The sequence below is a fragment of the Brevundimonas sp. SH203 genome, assembly GCF_002157625.1.
Taxonomy (GTDB): domain Bacteria; phylum Pseudomonadota; class Alphaproteobacteria; order Caulobacterales; family Caulobacteraceae; genus Brevundimonas.
Map to the genome: position 1 here is coordinate 470,466 of NZ_BDMM01000002.1, position 16,289 is coordinate 486,754.

Sequence of the window (16,289 nt, forward strand, 5' to 3'; positions counted from 1 at the left end):
CTGGCCGCCTACGAATGCGACCAACGAGGCGTCCCGCGTTCCAGGGGCGCGCAGGTCAGGTGATGATGTCCAAGAAAGTCCTCATCGTCGAGGATAACGAGCTGAACATGAAGCTTTTTCATGATCTGCTCGATTCCCAGGGCTATGAGACCCTTCAGACCCGTGAGGGCCTGCAGGCGCTCGCCCTGGCCCGCGCCCACCACCCCGACCTGATCCTGATGGACATTCAGCTGCCCGAGATTTCGGGGTTGGAAGTCACCAAATGGCTGAAGGACGACGAGGAGCTGAACCACATCCCCGTCATCGCCGTGACCGCCTTCGCCATGAAGGGCGACGAGGAGCGCATCCGTCAGGGCGGGTGCGAGGCCTATATCTCCAAGCCCATCTCGGTCATGCATTTCCTCGACACCATCCGGCAGCATCTGGGATGAGCGCGCGCATCCTCGTGGTCGACGACGTGGACGTGAACGTCCGCCTGCTGGAGGCCAAGCTGACGGTCGAATACTACGACGTCCTGACCTGCAACGACGGGGCGACCGCCCTGGCGATGGCGGTGGAGCATCAGCCCGACCTGATCCTGCTGGATGTCATGATGCCCGGCATGGACGGGTTCGAGACGTGCCGGCGATTGAAGGCCGAGGCCCGGACGCGCCATATCCCTGTCGTTCTGGTCACGGCCCTGGACGGACGACAGGACCGCATCCGGGGGCTGGAGGCGGGCGCCGACGACTTCCTGACCAAACCCATCGACGACGTGATCCTGTTCGCGCGGGTCAAGTCGCTGACGCGGCTGAAGCAGGTGATGGACGAATTGCGGGAACGCGAGGAAAGCGGCCGGCGCCTGGGCGTCGATGCCGAAGGAGCGGCCCGTCTGCGTAGCGAGGGCGGCCGCGTGATGATCGTCGATGACGACCTGCGCCAGGCCGAAAAGATCGGGCGGGAGCTGGGCGCCGAACACCGCGTCACCATCGAATCCGATCCCGAGGCCGCCTTGGCGGCGGCGCGCGGCGCGCTGGACCTGATCATCGTCGATGTGACGGCGGCGGCGTTCGACGGTCTGAGGATCGTGGCCCAGGCCAAGTCCGGCGACGCCCGACGCGCGCCGATCCTGGCCATCGTCGACCCGACCGACCGGCCCCGCATGGTCAAGGCGCTGGAGCTGGGCGCCGCCGACATCCTGCCGCGCCCGGTCGACACCGAGGAGCTGTCGGCCCGCGTCCGCACCCAGATCCGGCGCAAACGCTACACCGACTTCCTGCGCCATAAGCTGGACAGCAGCATGGAGATGGCCGTCACCGACGCCCTGACCGGCCTGCATAACCGCCGCTACATGACCGGCCAGCTTCAGGCCCTGGTGGGGCGCGCGGCCCAGGGCGGGGCCCAGGTCGCCGTGCTGGTGCTGGACATCGACCACTTCAAGTCCGTCAACGACGGCTTCGGCCACGATGCGGGCGACGAGGTTCTGGTCGAGTTCGCCGTGCGCCTGGCCACCAATGTCCGCGCCGTGGACCTGCCGTGCCGCATGGGCGGCGAGGAATTCGTGGTGGTCATGCCGGGCGCCAGCCTGGAGGACGCCGGCCGCGTCGCCGAACGCATCCGTCGCGACGTCGCCTCCGCCCCCTTCCGCGTCATGGGCGGCAAGGAGCAGATCACCATCACCATCTCCATCGGCGTGGCCGCCACCGTCGGCGACGGCGACACGCCCGAGGGCCTGCTGAAACGCGCCGACGAGGGCGTCTATGAGGCCAAGGCCGCCGGCCGCAACAAGGTCATCGCCAAGGCGGCCTGAGGTTAGACCCGTCATCCTCGGGCTTGACCCGAGGACCGGGCGCTGATCGGGCTATGCGTCGCCTCAAGCGCAATGCGGCTGAACCTCCGGTCCTTGGGTCAAGCCCGAGGATGACGGTAGAAACGAAAAAACGCCCGGGTGGAGACCAGCCGGGCGTTTTCGATTTCAGCCGATCAAGGATTTACTTGATCTTGCCTTCCTTGAACTCGACGTGCTTGCGCACGACCGGGTCGTACTTCTTGACGACCATCTTTTCGGTCATGGTGCGGGCGTTCTTCTTGGTGACGTAGAAGAAGCCGGTGTCGGCCGTGGAGTTCAGGCGGATCTTGATGGAAGCCGGTTTGGCCATCGGAATTACCTCTGCGACGGCGAAAGCCGCTTAAAATAAGAGGCGCGGAACATACTCAGGATCGCTCCAAAGTCAACGGGCGCGATGCCGCGTTGATACGGGCGGATGCACAGATAGGGTGACGCCATGAAAATCGCATCCCTGCTGGCCGCTGCGGCCTTGCTTTCCCTGTCGTTCGCCGGCGCTGCGGCCGCGTCTTCCGCTCCGGCGCAGGACGATTTCATGGCGCGCCTGAACGCCCTGTGCGGCCAGCGATTCGAAGGCCGTATCGTCACCACCGACGCTGCCGACGCCAGGTTCGCCAGCGAGCGTCTCGTCATGCATGTGCGCGACTGTTCGCCGGACGAGGTTCGCATTCCCTTCGCCGTGGGGGCGGATCGGTCGCGCACCTGGGTCGTCACCCGCACCGACGCGGGTTTGAGGCTGAAGCACGATCACAGGCACGAGGACGGCGCGACCGACGTGCTGCACTGGTACGGCGGCGACACGGTCGATGAAGGCGCGGCGGAGCGTCAGGAATTCCCGGTCGACGCCGAATCGATCGCCCTGTTCAACGCCAACGACGCCTCGGTCTCGACCACCAACGTCTGGGCGATGGAGGTCCATCCGACGCGGATGTTCGCCTATGAACTGCGCCGCCCAAACCGGCATTTCCGTGTCGAATTCGACCTGACCCGGCCGCTGGCGGACTGAGGGTCGGGCGGGGCGTCATTCCCTGTGATCGACCAAATGCCGCCCATGCACCATTCGCACGAAGGGCAGGGGACGGTTCGGCTGGTCCAGCCGTTCGGCCAGTTCCCCCAGCACGAACCGGGTGATGGCCGGCAGGTCCAGCGCCCGCGCCTGATCCAGCGGCAACCAGGCGATCTCGTCCAGCTCGCCCGATCCGGCCGTCGGTTCGGGCGTCAGCAGGGCCTCGGCCGGCGCCATGAAGAACCGTGCGTCGAACCGGCGCGTGCGGCCGGGCGGAGTGATGGCGCGCGCGACATAGGACAGGACCGACAGGTCGGGCAGGGCGCCCGCCTGGCGATACTCCCGCCACGGCCCGGCGACCGAGGCGCGGGGCGCCGACCGGCCCAGGATCAGGCCCGTCTCCTCGAACGTCTCGCGCACCGCCGTCAGGGCCAGGGCGCGGGCGCGCCGCGTCGGCAGTTCGCCCTCCAGCCGCCGGGCGACGTCCGACGACAGATCGCCGGTCGCGGCGGCGGTGAAGTCGCTGCGGTCGATTCGACCGCCCGGAAACACCCATTTCGACGCCATGAACACATGTCCCGGCGCGCGTCGCCCCATCAGCACCTCGGGCCGCTCACCCCCCCGTGTCAGGATCAGGGTCGCGGCGTCTTTTGGCCTCTGCCGCGCCCCCGCCACGCGCGGGGCGTCGGCCAAGTCCTGAGCGGCGTCGAAGGGTTGATCGCTCATTCCGCCGGGATGAGCGGATGTCCGGGTCACTTCCTTTTGCCCTTCCTCACGCCTTTCAGGCCGCCGGAGGGTTTGGCGCCGTTGCGGGGCTTAGGGCCGCCGGGGCGGTTCTTGCCGCGCATGGGCGGGCCGTCGCCGCCCCGTCCACGGATGCCATAGCGGGGCGCCGGAGCGTTGGGGTCGCGAGGTTCGGGCTCGCTGAGCATTTCGAACACCAGTCCGCCGGTGACGGGGGTGGCCTCGCGCAGTTTGACCTCGACCATCCGGCCCAGGGTGAAGCGTTTGCCGGTGCGTTCGCCGACCAGGGCGTGGGCGCGGTCGTCGTGGGTGAAATATTCGCTGCCCAGCGTCGAGACGGGAACCAGACCGTCCGCGCCCGTGTCCTCCAGCCGGATGAACAGGCCGAACCGGGTGACGCCGGTGATGCGCCCCTTGAAGGTCGCGCCGATGTGCTCCTCCAGATAGGCGGCGATGTAGCGGTCCATGGCGTCGCGCTCGGCGGCCATGGAGCGGCGCTCGGTCGTCGTCACCTGTTCGGCGATGGCGGGCAGTTCTGCGATCTCGCGATCCGTCAGCCCGTCCTTGCCAAGGCCCAGCGCGCGGATCAGGCCGCGATGCACGATCAGGTCGGAATAGCGCCGGATCGGCGAGGTGAAGTGGGCGTAGCGGTCCAGGTTCAGGCCGAAGTGACCCACGTTCTCGGGGCTGTAGATGGCCTGCATCTGGGTGCGCAGGACGACCTCGTTGACCACGTCGGCGTGTTCGGTGTCGCGCGTCTCGTCCAGCAGCTTGTTGAACCGTTTGGTCGTGCCCGGCTCGCCCTTGTTCCACGGCTTGCCGATGGTGGACAGGAAGTCGGCCAGGTTGAAGATCTTCTCCTGACTGGGCGCGTCGTGGATGCGATAGATCAGGGGCGTCTTTTTCTGCTCCAGCGTCTCGGCGGCGCAGACATTGGCCTGGATCATCATCTCCTCGATCAGCCGGTGCGCCTCCAGCGACGTGCGCTTCTCGATGGAGGCGATGCCGCCGTCCGGCGCCATGCGGATGCGGCGTTCGGCCGATTCGATCTGCAGCGGGCTGCGCTTCAGCCGGCCCTTCAGCATGGCGTGATAGGCGTTCCACAGCGGATAGAGGATGGCCTCCATGATCGGGCCGGTCGCATCGTCCGGCGCCCTGTCTATGGCCGCCTGCGCCTGTTCGTAGGACAGTTTGGCGTGCGACCGCATCAGGCCGCGCACGAACCTGTGGCCGGTCTTGCGGCCCTCCTTGTCGAAGACCATCCGCACGGCCAGACAGGCGCGGTTCTCGCCCTCCTTCAGGCTGCACAGGCCGTTCGACAGCACTTCCGGCAGCATCGGCTCGACCCGGTCGGGGAAATAGGTCGAATTGCCCTTGTCGCGGGCCTCGCGATCCAGCTGCGAGCCGGGGCGGACATAGGCGGCGACATCGGCTATGGCGACCCAGACGATCCAGCCGCCGGGGTTCTTCGGGTCTTCGTCACGGGCGGCATAGACGGCGTCGTCGTGGTCGCGCGCATCGGCGGGGTCGATGGTGATGAAGGGAACCTCGCGCAGGTCTTCGCGCCCCTTCAGCGTCGGCAGTTCCTGATCCTCGGCCTCGCGCTCGACGGCCTCGGAGAAGCCGGTCGGGATGCTGTGGGCGTAGATGGCGATCAGGGAGGCGGCGCGGGGATCGTCCTCCTTGCCGATATGCTCCAGAATCTTGCCCCGCTTGGGACCATAACGATGGTCGCCCTTCTCGACGGCGGCCAGCACCAGATCGCCGTCACGCAGGTCGCCGGACTGGGCCTGGGGCACCAGCAGAACGTCCTTGGATCGGCGGTCGACCGGCTCCACGCGGGTCTCACGCGCCGATTTGCGGATGACGCCCAGGACGCGGTTGGTCCCCACGTCCAGCTTCTTGATCAGCCGGGCCTCCCAGCCTTCCGCGCCGTGCTGGAACTTGACCAGCAGGCGGTCGCCCAGACCGGGCGCGGTCCTGGACTTGTCGGGCATCAGCAGGGCGCGCGGGGCGTCGGGGCTGGCCTCGACCAGGCGAACATACAGTTCGCCCTCGCCGTCGCGCTCGATCACATCGGCGACGCCGACGGGGGGCAGGGCGCCGGCTTCGGAAAAGCCCTTGCGGCCGCGCTTGCCCAGCCGGCCTTCGGCCTCCAGTTCGCGGATCATTTCGCGCAAGGCCCGGCGGTCGCCGCCCTTCAGCCCGAAATGGCGCGCGATGTCGGTCTTCTCGGCCGATCCGGCCTCGCGCAGGAAGGCGACGAGCGTGTCTTTGTCGGGGAGACCGGCGGGCGGTCTCTTGGATGATTTGGTCATTATGTCTTTCGTAGCGCGGAACAGCGCCCTTGAGTAAATCTTGAGGGGTCAAATCTTGCGTGAGTTGACCACGTGAAGGCGGGGCTTCAGCTTCCGCCCGCCCCGAATGGAGTTTTCGATGTCCCTCAACGCCCCCGCCCTGAGCGCGACCGTCTCGTCGCCGCTGGATCTGATCGGCAAGACGCCGATGGTGGAGGTGACGAAGATCGACACCGGCCCGTGCCGCCTGCTGCTCAAGCTGGAGTCCCAGAACCCCGGCGGTTCGATCAAGGACCGGATCGCGGTGGAGATGCTGGATGCGGCCGAGCGGGAAGGCTGGCTGAAGGAAGGCGGCACGATCGTCGAGGCGACGGCCGGCAACACGGGCCTGGCCCTGACGCTGGTGGGCCGGGCGCGCGGATATAAGGTGCTTCTGGTCATCCCGGACAAGATGTCCAAGGAAAAGATTCAGCATCTTCGGGCCATGGGCGCCGATGTCCGCCTGACCCGTTCGGACGTGCCGCATGGCCACCCGGAATACTACACCGACATGGCCGAACGCCTGTCGCAGGCCATTCCGGGCGCCTATTACGTCAATCAGTTCGCCAATCAGTCGAACGCCGACGCCCATGTGAAGACGACGGGGCCGGAAATCTGGGAACAGGCGGGCGGCGACATCGACGCCTTCGTCGCCGGCATCGGCTCGGGCGGCACCATCACCGGCGTCGCCCGCTATCTGAAAAGCGTGGGATCGAAGGCCCAGATCATCCTGGCCGACCCGGTCGGCTCGACCCTGGCGGGCATCGTCAACGACGGCGTTCCGGGGCCGGAGGGCGGCTATACGGTCGAGGGCATCGGCCAGAACTTCGTGCCCGACACGGCCGACATGGGCCTGATCGACAGGGCCTATTCGATCCCCGACGCCGAGGCCATCGCCACGGCGCGCGAACTGCTGCTGAAAGAGGGCATTCTGGCGGGCTCGTCGTCCGGCACATTGATCGCCACGGCCCTGCGCTGGTGCCGTGAGCAGACGGAAGCCAAGACCTGCGTCACCTTCGTCTGCGACACCGGAGCCAAATACCTGTCCAAGGTCTATAACGACGCTTGGCTGGCCGATCAGGGGCTGGGCGAGCGCGAAATCCACGGCGACCTGTCGGACCTGATCAACCGCAAATACGAGAAGGGCGACGTGATCGTCGCCGGCCCCGGCGACACGCTTGACACGGCCTTCAAGCGGATGAAGGGCGCCGACGTGTCGCAACTGCCGATCATCGAGGACGGCCGCCTGGTCGGTATTCTGGACGAGAGCGACCTGATCCAGGTGATGAACACCGACGAGATCACGCGCAAGGAACGGTTCGCCAAACCCGTGTCCTCGGCCATGACGCGCGATTTGGACACGGTTCAGGTCAACGAGCCTCTGGACGCCCTGATCCCCGTCTTCGACCGCGACCGCGTGGCCATCGTGCTGGACGGCGAAACCTTCGTCGGCCTGATCACCCGCACCGACCTGATCAACCACCTGAGCCTGAATCGGTAGGCTGGCCCATGGTGACATTGCACCGAGCGCCGGCCTGGAAGATCGCTGTCTATGGCCGCGATCATGGCGTGCCGCACTTCCATGTCGAAGGGCGCGGCTGGCGGTGCTCGGTTGCAATCGCCACCCTGGAGGTCATCATAGGCACCTATGATGCCAGATCGCTGGCCGCCGCCATCGCCTGGGCCAGCGCGCGGCGGGCGGAGTTGGCGGACACCTGGAACGAGTTGAACCCATGATGGGCGTCGAAGACCAACATGAACTGACTGCGGTGAAAGCGTCCGCGCCCTGCTGGCTGGATTTACGCTGGGGCGACGGCCGCGAGGCGAGAATCGACCTGACCAGGACGCTGGAGAACAAGGCGTTCGAGGCGTTGCGCGATCCGGCCGTCTTCACGGCCGTCGATCTGGGCGACTGGGGCCACAGTCTGGTCTGGTCCGACGACATCGAAATCGGCGCCGATTCCCTTTGGCTCGACAGCCTGTCGGCCTGGGGCAGGGAGGACACGCGGTCGTTCCTGGAATGGCGTCTTCGCAACGGCTTCTCCGCCACGGCGGCGGCCGAAGCCCTGGGCATCTCGCGGGCCAGCGTGATCCGATATTCGACCGAGGCCACGGTGCCTCGCTCCATTCAACTGGCCTGCAAGGGCTGGGATGCGTTGAAAGCCGCGTAATGACTGACAAGAAGAACAGCCAGGGTTTCTCGACCCGCGCCATCCATGCCGGCCAGCGTCCCGATCCGACGACGGGGGCGGTGATGACGCCGATCTACGCCACCTCGACCTACGCCCAGGAAAGCCCCGGCGTGAACAAGGGCTATGAGTATGCGCGGGGCAAGAACCCCACGCGCGAGGCGTTCGAGGCCTGTGTCGCCGATCTGGAGGGCGGGACGCACGGCTTCGGCTTCGGTTCGGGCATGGCGGCGACCTCGACGGCGCTGGAACTGCTGGACGCGGGCGATCATGTCGTGACCGGCGACGACCTGTACGGCGGATCGTGGCGGCTGTTCGAACGGGTGCGTCGGCGCTCGATGGGGCTGGACTTCGCCTATGTAGACCTGAGCGACATTGCGGCGGTCGAGGCGGCGATCACGCCCAAGACCAAGATGCTGTGGGTCGAGACGCCGACCAATCCGCTGATGAAGCTGGCCGACATCGCCGCCCTGTCCAAGGTGGCCAAGGCGCACGGCCTCTTGCTGATCGTGGACAACACCTTCGCCACCCCCTTCTGCCAGCAGCCGCTTAGCCTGGGGGCGGACGTTGTCATGCACTCGGCGACCAAATATCTGAACGGCCATTCCGACATCATCGGCGGGGTGCTGGTCACGGGCGACGCCGATCTGGCGACGCGCATCAAGTTCCTGCAGAACTCGGTCGGCGGGGTCATGGGGCCGTTCGACGCCTTCCTGGCCAACCGCGGCCTGAAGACCCTGGCGCTGCGGATGAAGGCGCACTGCGAGAACGCCCTGACCATCGCCCGCTGGCTGGAGACGCGGGCGGGGATCGCCAGGGTGATCTATCCCGGCCTGATCGCCCATCCGCAGCACGAACTGGCCGCGCGCCAGATGCACGGCGGCTTCGGCGGCATGGTGACGGTGATCCTGGACGGCGACCTGGAACGCACCAAACGGGTGCTGGAGCGGGTGCAGGTCTTCACCCTGGCGGAATCGCTGGGCGGGGTCGAAAGCCTGGTCAACCACCCGGCCATCATGACCCACGCCTCGGTGCCGAAAGAGGTCCGCGAGGCGGGCGGCGTGACCGACAATCTGATCCGGCTGTCGGTCGGCGTCGAGGACGTCGCGGACCTGATCGCCGACCTGGATCAGGCGCTGGGCTGACCCGTCAGAAGTCGTAGGCGACCTTGGCCACCAGCGCCTGCTTGTACTGCTCGCCATAGGTGTCGGCGTCGGTGTCGTGATAGCGGACGTCCAGCGACAGGGCGTCGGTCAGGTCATAGGTCACGCCCGCGTTCCAGCCGGTGTAGTCGGGGCCGCCGTCCTGCTCGCGCCGTCCCACCGCCGCCGTGCCGTTCAGCCGGGGGGTGAAGTCCCAGCCGAGCCGCGCCTCGACCCAGGTGAAGGCGCGCGTCGCGCCGGCGGCGTCGGGCGAATACTGGACCTGCAGCCGGGCGTCGGCCGGGCCGATGGCGCGGCTGACGTTGCCGGTCAGCTCCCACGTGTCCTGATCGTAGCCGGCGTCGGCCCCCAGCCGGTTCTTGTAGGCGAGGTTGAAGTCGAACCGATAGCCGAACGCCTCGGGCTGATAGCCGGCGACGAACTCGGCCTCGATCCTAGAGCCGCCCGACTGGATCGTGTCGAAGCCGGGGCCGGCGTAGAACAGGCCGTTCGCGCTCTGCCAGGTCGCCGAGCCGAAGGCGTAGCCGTCGTTGCCCGATTTGGAGGCGTTCTTGGAGCGGTTGTCCGTCCCGGCCCCCAGTTCGAACGACCAGGCGTCCCGCGCCGAGGGACCGGATGCCGCCTGGGCCGCGACGGGCGAGGCGGCCAGGGCGGCGAAAAGGCCCAGGGCGGCGAACGTGGGGACGGCGGTGCGGATCATGACGGCTCCAACGCGCGAAATGCGGTTCGGCGCCTTTAGCGCGCTCCGGTCTTGATGGCGAATTGATCCGTGGCCTGAGTGAACTCCTGTCGCAGGCGCGCGACCAGTTCGGCGGTCGGCAGGACGTCGTGGACGGCGCCCGCGCCTTGTCCGGCGGACCAGACGGTCTTCCAGGCCTTGGCCTCGTCGCCCATGTCCAGCTTGTGTTCGGGCAGGTGTTTGGGGTCGATGCCGTTCTCGATCAACGACTTGCTCATGAAGTTGGCCGGGATGCCCGAGACGGCGGGGGTGTGGACGATGTCGGTCGAGCCGCTGTCGACGATCATCTGCTTGTAGGCGTCGGCCGCCATGGCCTCGGTCGTGTTGATGAAACGGGTGCCCATATAGGCGAAGTCGGCGCCCAGCATCAGGGCGGCGGCCACGTCCTGACCCGTCGAGATCGCGCCCGACAGGATGATGGTCCCGTCGAAGAAGCTGCGCACCTCGTTGACCAGGGCGAAGGGGTTGATGATCCCCGCATGGCCGCCCGCGCCGTTGGCGACCAGGATCAGCCCGTCCACGCCCGCCTCGGCCGCCTTCCGCGCATGGCGGATGTTGGCGATGTCGTGGAAGACCTGACCGCCATAGCCATGCACCGCGTCCACCACGTCGCGCACCGCGCCCAGAGAGGTGATGATCAGCGGCACCTTTTCCTCGACCGACACCATCATGTCGGCCATCAGCCGGGGATTGGTCGGATGGACGATGTGGTTGACGCCGAAGGCGGCGGCCTCGGGCTTCAGCCGGCCCTTGATCTCGTGAATCCAGTCGCGATAGCCCTCGGTCGTGCGCTGGTTCAGCGACGGAAAGGTGCCGATGACGCCCGCGTTGCAGGCCTCCACCACCAGATCCGGCCCCGACACCAGGAACATGGGCGCCGAAATCACCGGCAGGGTCAGGCCCTTTTGCAGCGAAGCGGGAATGGCCACGAGCGTCTCCTTGGTTTTCTTTCGCTACGCATAGCGGGCTGTCGTGGGGGAAGGCAATCGGGGCGTTTTCAGACGGTGGTCGGAAAAAACACCGTCTGAAACGTCTGAATCGTCTGAAATCGGGACGGGGCGAAATTGCACTGCACCGGCGAAAAAAGGTGCAAAGTGCAAGATGGTCCAATTCGCGGGGCTTCCAATCGTCTGAAACCGCCCATCGTACAGCCGTTTGCAGTCGTGGATGGTCGATTGACGCTGGCGCCGGGCAGGGCGTTGAAACGACGCGGGAAGTTCGCGACCGATAGGATGGCTGGGAACCGCATCCTTCCCGATGGGGAAGGATTTTCATGTGCGCCGCAAGCGCCTAAATCCCACCCATGACCCATTACACCGACAACCTGAGCCAACTGGGCGCTCAGACCGCCGCGCCGACCAGCCCGGAAACCGCCGTGCTGGAGCGGGTGCCGAACCCGCACGCGGACACCCTGTATCTGGCGCGGTTCACGGCGCCGGAGTTCACCAGCCTGTGCCCCGTAACGGGCCAGCCCGACTTCGCCCACATCGTCATCGACTATGCGCCCGGCGAGTGGTTGGTCGAATCCAAGAGCCTGAAACTGTACCTGACCAGTTTCCGCAACCACGGCGCCTTCCACGAGGACTGCACCGTCGCCATCGGCCGCAAGCTGGCCGACCTGCTTCAGCCGAAATGGCTGCGCATCGGCGGCTACTGGTACCCGCGCGGCGGCATCCCCATCGACGTCTTCTGGCAGACCGGCGCCCCGCCCGAGGGACTGTGGCTGCCCGACCAGGGCGTGCCGACCTATCGCGGGCGGGGATAACTCGACGCGCTGGCAACTTTAGTGAACACTGCGATGGGAGCTTATCCAAGCCAGTTCAGAGGGCCATCGTGATCGCAATCTTCTTGGCCACCGCAATCGCGATCTCGATCCCCGGCCAGGAGAGCAACGAACTCCGCGTGCCAGTAAGTTGGGCCGATACGCCCTTCGTTGAGCCGTCCCAAGCCTTTCTAAATCAGGGAGGGGAAGGCGTCGTGCACCTCGCATGCGACGTGACGACTGAGGGACAAGCAAGTTCCTGTGTCGTGATTGATGAAAGCCCCTCTGGATTAGGCCTCGGAGACGCAGCGCTTGCGGCTCGGCCCAACTTTAAGTTCAATCCAGCCACGATAGGCGGCGTTCCAGTGGCGGACAGGATCACCTTCGCCGTAGCTTTCAGAGCGTCCGTGCCCGAGCCGCGCCGTGAGGGCGCACGTAGGGCGACACCCGAGATGGAGCGGGCTTTCGCTCCAACTGATTTTTACGGTTTTACAGCCGGTTCTTGCGCCGCGTATCTGACTCAGGACGAGCGCGATCGTCTCCAAGCGGGCTTGGTGCAGTTCAACGAAAACCAGAAGGCGTTGCCCGTATTCGATCAGGTCTTATTCGGAGCCTATGGTCGCGGACTTAAGGACAGCCATTTGTCGAACCGGACCGAGGATTACTGCGTCGCCGCACTTTCGTCGGCAAAGGCAAGACTCGAAAACGCCGCCGATGTGATTGCGTCTGTGGAGGCTTCGTTTCCGCCAGCTGGGCGTCGCCAGTAATGGCGTATGCTTTCAGCGGCCATGAAGCGGCGCAATAATCTCGTCTGTTTGAAATGACGCATCGTTCGCAATCCCTGCCGCTCGAAACCTGGGGCCGCCGTCTGATGATGCGGGCGGAAACGTGGGCCGACCAATCCCGCGCTCGTCGCCATGCCTACGAGTTTCTGTGGTTCGGGCTGAAGCAGGGGTGGGCGTGTCTGTTCGGGGGGCTGATGCTGGCCCTGATCCTGGGGACGTTTCTGCTTTGGCCGGAGGGGGCGCCGGTGTCGCGTTACGATTTCCTGGCGGTCGGGGCGGTGGTGATCCAGGCGGCGATGCTGGCGTTCCGGCTGGAGAGCTGGGAGGAGGCGCGGGTCATCTTCCTGTTCCATGTCGCGGGGACGATCATGGAGCTGTTCAAGACCGCGCACGGGTCGTGGGTCTATCCCGAGGACAGTCTGCTGCGGATCGGCGCGGTGCCGCTGTTCTTGGGCTTCATGTATGCGGCGGTGGGCAGCTATATCGCGCGGGTGCAGCGTATCTTCCATATCCGGGTGCGCGGCTATCCGCCGATGTGGACGACCTGGGTGCTGGCGGCGGCCATCTACGTCAACTTCTTCGCCCATCACTGGCTGCCGGACGTGCGGATCGCGCTGTTCGTGGCGACCGCGCTGTTGTTCGGGCGAGGGTGGTTCTATTTCACGGCGGACCGCAGGCGCAGGTCGATGCCGCTGCTGCTGGGTTATGGGCTGGTGGCCCTGTTCATCTGGTTCGCCGAGAACCTGGGCACGCTGGGGCGGGCCTGGGTCTATCCGGGGCAGGCGGACGGATGGGAGATGGTGTCCCTGGCCAAGCTGGGCAGCTGGTTCCTGCTGATGATCATCTCGGTCGTGCTGGTGTCCATCGTACACAAGCCGGAGGACGAGATCAGCGGCTCTCCAGCGCCCCGCGCATGACGGCGGACTTGCGGCTCATGCGGGTCTTGAGCAGGCGGTAGGCGACGGCGACGATCAGGATGGCCAAGGCGATGGCGCCGATCAGCAGGGTGGGGCCGTGGGCCTCGCTGAGCAGCTCCATCCGGGCCAGGCCCTTGGCCGCCAGATAGCCGGGCGCCAGCATGGCCACGACCCAGACGATCCCGGACGTGACATTGCCGAACTGGAAGGCGCGCTGGCGCATCCTGAGCATACCCAGCGTCAGGGGCACGAAGGCCCGCAGGGGGCCGAAGAAGCGGCCGACGAAGATCGACATGACGCCGTAGCGGCGGCAGTACAGGCGCGTCCAGGCGATGCGGCGACGATGCGGCTTGAACATCGGGCGCTGCAGGAACCGCACGCCCAGGCGCCGCCCGGCCCAGTAGGACACGGCGTCGCCGATCACCGCGCCCACGACGCAGCCGACGATGACGTTGACCGGGTCCAGCACCCCGGCCGCGATCAGGCCGCCCGCCGCGACCAGCAGGCCGGTGGCGGGCACGAAGGCCCCCACGACCGCCAGCGATTCGAAGAAGGTGATCAGGCCCAGCAGGACGCCGGCCCACATATGGTTGCGGGCGATGAAGTCGCCCACGGCTTGCAACAGGGAATCCATACGAAGGCCTTGGGGGAGAAAGGCGGGGTCGGTCGAGGTCGAACCGACGCAGGGCGACCTTATGTCACCGGCTTACGGCAGGCGTGTGACCTTGGCGGACATCTCCGGGCGGGGACGCTCCAGGGCCGGTTCGTTCAGCGTGCCGATGTGGATGAAGCCCGCGACGCTCTCGCCCTCGCCCACGCCGAACAGGGGCAGGGCCTGCGGATCGTAGCTGTACCAGTCGGTGATCCAGCTGGCGGAATAGCCGAAGCCGCCGGCGGCGTGTTCCAGGTTCATGCAGACCGCGCCGGCCGAAAGCTGCTGCTCCCAGATCGGCTTGGCGCCGGGGACGGGGCTGGACACGACCAGGATGGTGACGGGCGCGGCCGTCAGCTTGGCCAGCACCGCCTGATCCTTGGCCGGGCCGTTCCTGAGTTCGACCAAGCTCGCCAGACGGGACGCGATCTCGGCGCGCGACTGCGGCCCCAGGACCACGAACCGCCAGGGAAACAGCTTGCCGTGATCCGGCGTGCGGGCGCCCAGGGCCAGGATGTGGTCCAACTCGGCCTGCGACGGGCCGGGCGTGGTCAGGGCCTGGGCCGGGGCCGAACGGCGCAGGGCCAGCCGGTCCAGAAAAGCCTTGGACGGAACGGGCGGAGGGAGGGGCTCGTTAAGCGCGGTCATGCCGTCTAGCTAGGCTTTCAACCCCCCATCCGCCATAGGTGGCCCATGCGCAAAAGCGACGAACCGAAATGGGCCGAAGGGCGGACCAGGCCGCCGGCCTGGCGCAGCGACGGAACCGAGACGCTGTTCGACAGCCCTTGGATGGCCCTGACGCGGCATCCGGCGACGGCGCCCACGGGGATGAAGGCCGACTACGCCGTGGTGCGGTTCAAGAATGTGGGCACCGGCGTCCTGCCCGTCCACGACGACGGGACCGTGACCCTGGTGGGCCAGCAGCGGTTCGCCCTGGCCAACTATAGCTGGGAAATGCCCGAGGGCGGGGCGCCGCTGGACGAAGACCCGTTCGACGGGGTGCGGCGCGAACTGGCGGAAGAGGCGGGGCTGCACGCCGAACACTGGGCGCCGGCGCTGACGATCGAGATGTCCAACTCCATCACCGACGAGATCGGCCGGACCTGGATCGCCTGGGGCCTGTCGCTTGTTCCGACCGCGCCCGATCCGACCGAGATCATCGCCGTCGCGCGCGTGCCGTTCCTGGATCTGCTGGACGAGATCGGGCGCGGGACGGTGCGCGACGGACTGACGGTGGCGACGGCCTACAAGGCCTACCATATGGCGCAGAACGGCGACCTGCCCGAGACGCTGGCGCAGGCGATGCTGAGGCGGGTAGGATGAGGGGGAAGGAGCCGATCATGGCCAAACTGGAAGTCGTCGCGGAAACCCAGGTCGACAGCGTGTGGCGACAGCTGCGCGCCTCGGCCGAGGCCGCCTCGCGCGAGGAGCCGCAGCTGGGCTCGCAGATGAATGCGGTGATCCTGTCGCATGACGATCTGGCGGGCGCGCTCAGCTTCCAGATCGCGCGCAAACTGGCCGATGGCGAAATGAGCGCCATGTCGGTGCGCGAGGTCTGCCTGTCGGCGTTCAAGGCCGACGCCGCGATGGTCGAGGCGGCGGAAGCCGACCTTCAGGCCGTCGCCGAGCGCGATCCGGCCATCCGCAACCTGTTGCAGCCCTTCCTCTATTTCAAAGGCTTCCAGGCGCTGCAGGCCTGGCGCGTGGCCCATTGGCTGTGGGGGCAGGGGCGCGAGACCCTGGCCTTCCATTTCCAGAGCCGGATTTCGGAACTGTTCCAGCTGGACATCCACCCGGCGGCGCGGCTGGGCAAGGGGCTGTTTCTGGACCACGGCACGGGCATCGTGATCGGTGAGACGGCGGTGGTCGCCGACGACGTCTCCATGCTGCACAACGTCACACTGGGCGGCACGGGCGCCGAGCGGGGCGATCGTCACCCCAAGATCGGCAAAGGCGTCCTGCTGGGCGCGGGGGCCAAGGTGCTGGGCAATATCCACGTCGGCGACTACGCCAAGGTGGCCTCGGGCTCGGTGGTGCTGAAGGCCGTGCCGTCCGGTTGCACCGTGGCGGGCGTGCCCGCGCGCCTGGTCAACTGCCCGACCGGCGCCGAACCGGCGCGGACGATGGACCACACCCTGGCCGACGTGGTCTATGATTTCGTGATCTGAACG

The 16,289-nt window shown here is 66.8% G+C and carries 19 protein-coding genes; 12 read left to right on the forward strand and 7 right to left on the reverse strand.

The window, feature by feature from the left end; genetic code table 11:
* Positions 1–65: 65 nt before the first annotated feature.
* Positions 66–431 (forward strand): response regulator, encoded by a 366-nt coding sequence (locus SH203_RS06280; protein WP_166622562.1) that lies wholly within the window; start codon positions 66–68, stop codon positions 429–431.
* A complete protein-coding gene (locus SH203_RS06285; protein ID WP_087119988.1) occupies positions 428–1,789 on the forward strand; it encodes a PleD family two-component system response regulator in 1,362 nt (453 codons plus the stop codon). The genes SH203_RS06280 and SH203_RS06285 overlap by 4 nt, the downstream gene beginning before the upstream one ends.
* A 181-nt stretch (positions 1,790–1,970) precedes the next feature.
* On the opposite strand, the gene rpmG is transcribed toward SH203_RS06285, so the two are convergent.
* Positions 1,971–2,138 carry a 50S ribosomal protein L33 gene (gene rpmG, locus SH203_RS06290; RefSeq protein ID WP_003164451.1) on the reverse strand — a complete coding sequence of 56 codons (168 nt, stop codon included), beginning with the start codon at positions 2,136–2,138 and terminating at the stop codon, positions 1,971–1,973.
* 126 nt (positions 2,139–2,264) lie between these two features.
* Between rpmG and SH203_RS06295 the strand changes: the two genes are divergently transcribed.
* Positions 2,265–2,831 carry a hypothetical protein gene (locus SH203_RS06295; protein WP_087119989.1) on the forward strand — a complete coding sequence of 189 codons (567 nt, stop codon included), beginning with the start codon at positions 2,265–2,267 and terminating at the stop codon, positions 2,829–2,831.
* Positions 2,832–2,846: 15 nt separating this feature from the next.
* Here SH203_RS06295 and SH203_RS06300 read toward each other — a convergent pair whose 3' ends face one another.
* Positions 2,847–3,557, reverse strand: a complete 711-nt coding sequence (locus SH203_RS06300) for an NUDIX domain-containing protein (RefSeq protein ID WP_087119990.1) — start codon at positions 3,555–3,557, stop codon at positions 2,847–2,849.
* 26 nt (positions 3,558–3,583) lie between these two features.
* Positions 3,584–5,893: a ribonuclease R gene (gene rnr / locus SH203_RS06305; RefSeq protein ID WP_087119991.1), complete on the reverse strand. Its 2,310-nt coding sequence runs from the start codon at positions 5,891–5,893 to the stop codon at positions 3,584–3,586.
* A 118-nt stretch (positions 5,894–6,011) separates the two neighbouring features.
* Between rnr and SH203_RS06310 the strand changes: the two genes are divergently transcribed.
* Genes SH203_RS06310 through SH203_RS06325 form a run of 4 tightly spaced genes read left to right on the forward strand, consistent with a single transcriptional unit; the run spans position 6,012 to position 9,245 of the window.
* Complete coding sequence (locus SH203_RS06310; RefSeq protein WP_200808825.1) at positions 6,012–7,412, forward strand: cystathionine beta-synthase; 1,401 nt, start codon at positions 6,012–6,014, stop codon at positions 7,410–7,412.
* Between the two features lie 8 nt (positions 7,413–7,420).
* Positions 7,421–7,648, forward strand: coding sequence for a DUF4160 domain-containing protein (locus SH203_RS06315; RefSeq protein WP_200808826.1), 228 nt, complete (start codon positions 7,421–7,423; stop codon positions 7,646–7,648).
* On the forward strand, positions 7,645–8,082 hold the full coding sequence (locus SH203_RS06320; RefSeq protein WP_200808827.1) for a DUF2442 domain-containing protein: 438 nt from the start codon (positions 7,645–7,647) through the stop codon (positions 8,080–8,082). The genes SH203_RS06315 and SH203_RS06320 overlap by 4 nt, the downstream gene beginning before the upstream one ends.
* Positions 8,082–9,245 (forward strand): cystathionine gamma-synthase, encoded by a 1,164-nt coding sequence (locus SH203_RS06325; protein ID WP_087119993.1) that lies wholly within the window; start codon positions 8,082–8,084, stop codon positions 9,243–9,245. Before SH203_RS06320 ends, SH203_RS06325 begins: the two co-directional genes overlap by 1 nt.
* Positions 9,246–9,249: 4 nt before the next feature.
* On the opposite strand, the gene SH203_RS06330 is transcribed toward SH203_RS06325, so the two are convergent.
* Together SH203_RS06330 and SH203_RS06335 are read right to left on the reverse strand one after the other, a co-directional pair.
* A complete protein-coding gene (locus SH203_RS06330) occupies positions 9,250–9,963 on the reverse strand; it encodes a TorF family putative porin (RefSeq protein ID WP_087119994.1) in 714 nt (237 codons plus the stop codon).
* 35 nt (positions 9,964–9,998) lie between these two features.
* On the reverse strand, positions 9,999–10,931 hold the full coding sequence (locus SH203_RS06335) for a nitronate monooxygenase family protein (RefSeq protein WP_087119995.1): 933 nt from the start codon (positions 10,929–10,931) through the stop codon (positions 9,999–10,001).
* Between the two features lie 374 nt (positions 10,932–11,305).
* Between SH203_RS06335 and queF the strand changes: the two genes are divergently transcribed.
* The 3 genes from queF to SH203_RS06350 all read left to right on the forward strand — a co-directional run bounded on the left by queF (position 11,306) and on the right by SH203_RS06350 (position 13,466).
* Positions 11,306–11,767 carry a preQ(1) synthase gene (gene queF, locus SH203_RS06340; RefSeq protein WP_087119996.1) on the forward strand — a complete coding sequence of 154 codons (462 nt, stop codon included), beginning with the start codon at positions 11,306–11,308 and terminating at the stop codon, positions 11,765–11,767.
* A 68-nt stretch (positions 11,768–11,835) separates the two neighbouring features.
* Positions 11,836–12,531 carry a TonB family protein gene (locus tag SH203_RS06345; RefSeq protein ID WP_159457541.1) on the forward strand — a complete coding sequence of 232 codons (696 nt, stop codon included), beginning with the start codon at positions 11,836–11,838 and terminating at the stop codon, positions 12,529–12,531.
* 53 nt (positions 12,532–12,584) lie between these two features.
* Entirely contained in the window at positions 12,585–13,466 is an 882-nt protein-coding gene (locus SH203_RS06350; RefSeq protein ID WP_375600715.1) for a DUF817 domain-containing protein, read from the forward strand.
* On the opposite strand, the gene SH203_RS06355 is transcribed toward SH203_RS06350, so the two are convergent.
* Positions 13,438–14,100: a DedA family protein gene (locus SH203_RS06355; protein WP_087119998.1), complete on the reverse strand. Its 663-nt coding sequence runs from the start codon at positions 14,098–14,100 to the stop codon at positions 13,438–13,440. The genes SH203_RS06350 and SH203_RS06355 overlap by 29 nt on opposite strands.
* 72 nt (positions 14,101–14,172) lie before the next feature.
* Positions 14,173–14,766, reverse strand: coding sequence for a nitroreductase (locus tag SH203_RS06360; RefSeq protein ID WP_087119999.1), 594 nt, complete (start codon positions 14,764–14,766; stop codon positions 14,173–14,175).
* A gap of 45 nt (positions 14,767–14,811) precedes the next feature.
* Between SH203_RS06360 and SH203_RS06365 the strand changes: the two genes are divergently transcribed.
* The gene (locus tag SH203_RS06365) at positions 14,812–15,441 is read left to right on the forward strand and encodes an NUDIX hydrolase (RefSeq protein WP_087120000.1); all 630 of its coding nucleotides are present in this window, start codon (positions 14,812–14,814) and stop codon (positions 15,439–15,441) included.
* Between the two features lie 17 nt (positions 15,442–15,458).
* Positions 15,459–16,286, forward strand: a complete 828-nt coding sequence (gene cysE / locus SH203_RS06370; RefSeq protein ID WP_087120001.1) for a serine O-acetyltransferase — start codon at positions 15,459–15,461, stop codon at positions 16,284–16,286.
* The last annotated feature ends 3 nt before the right edge of the window (positions 16,287–16,289 follow it).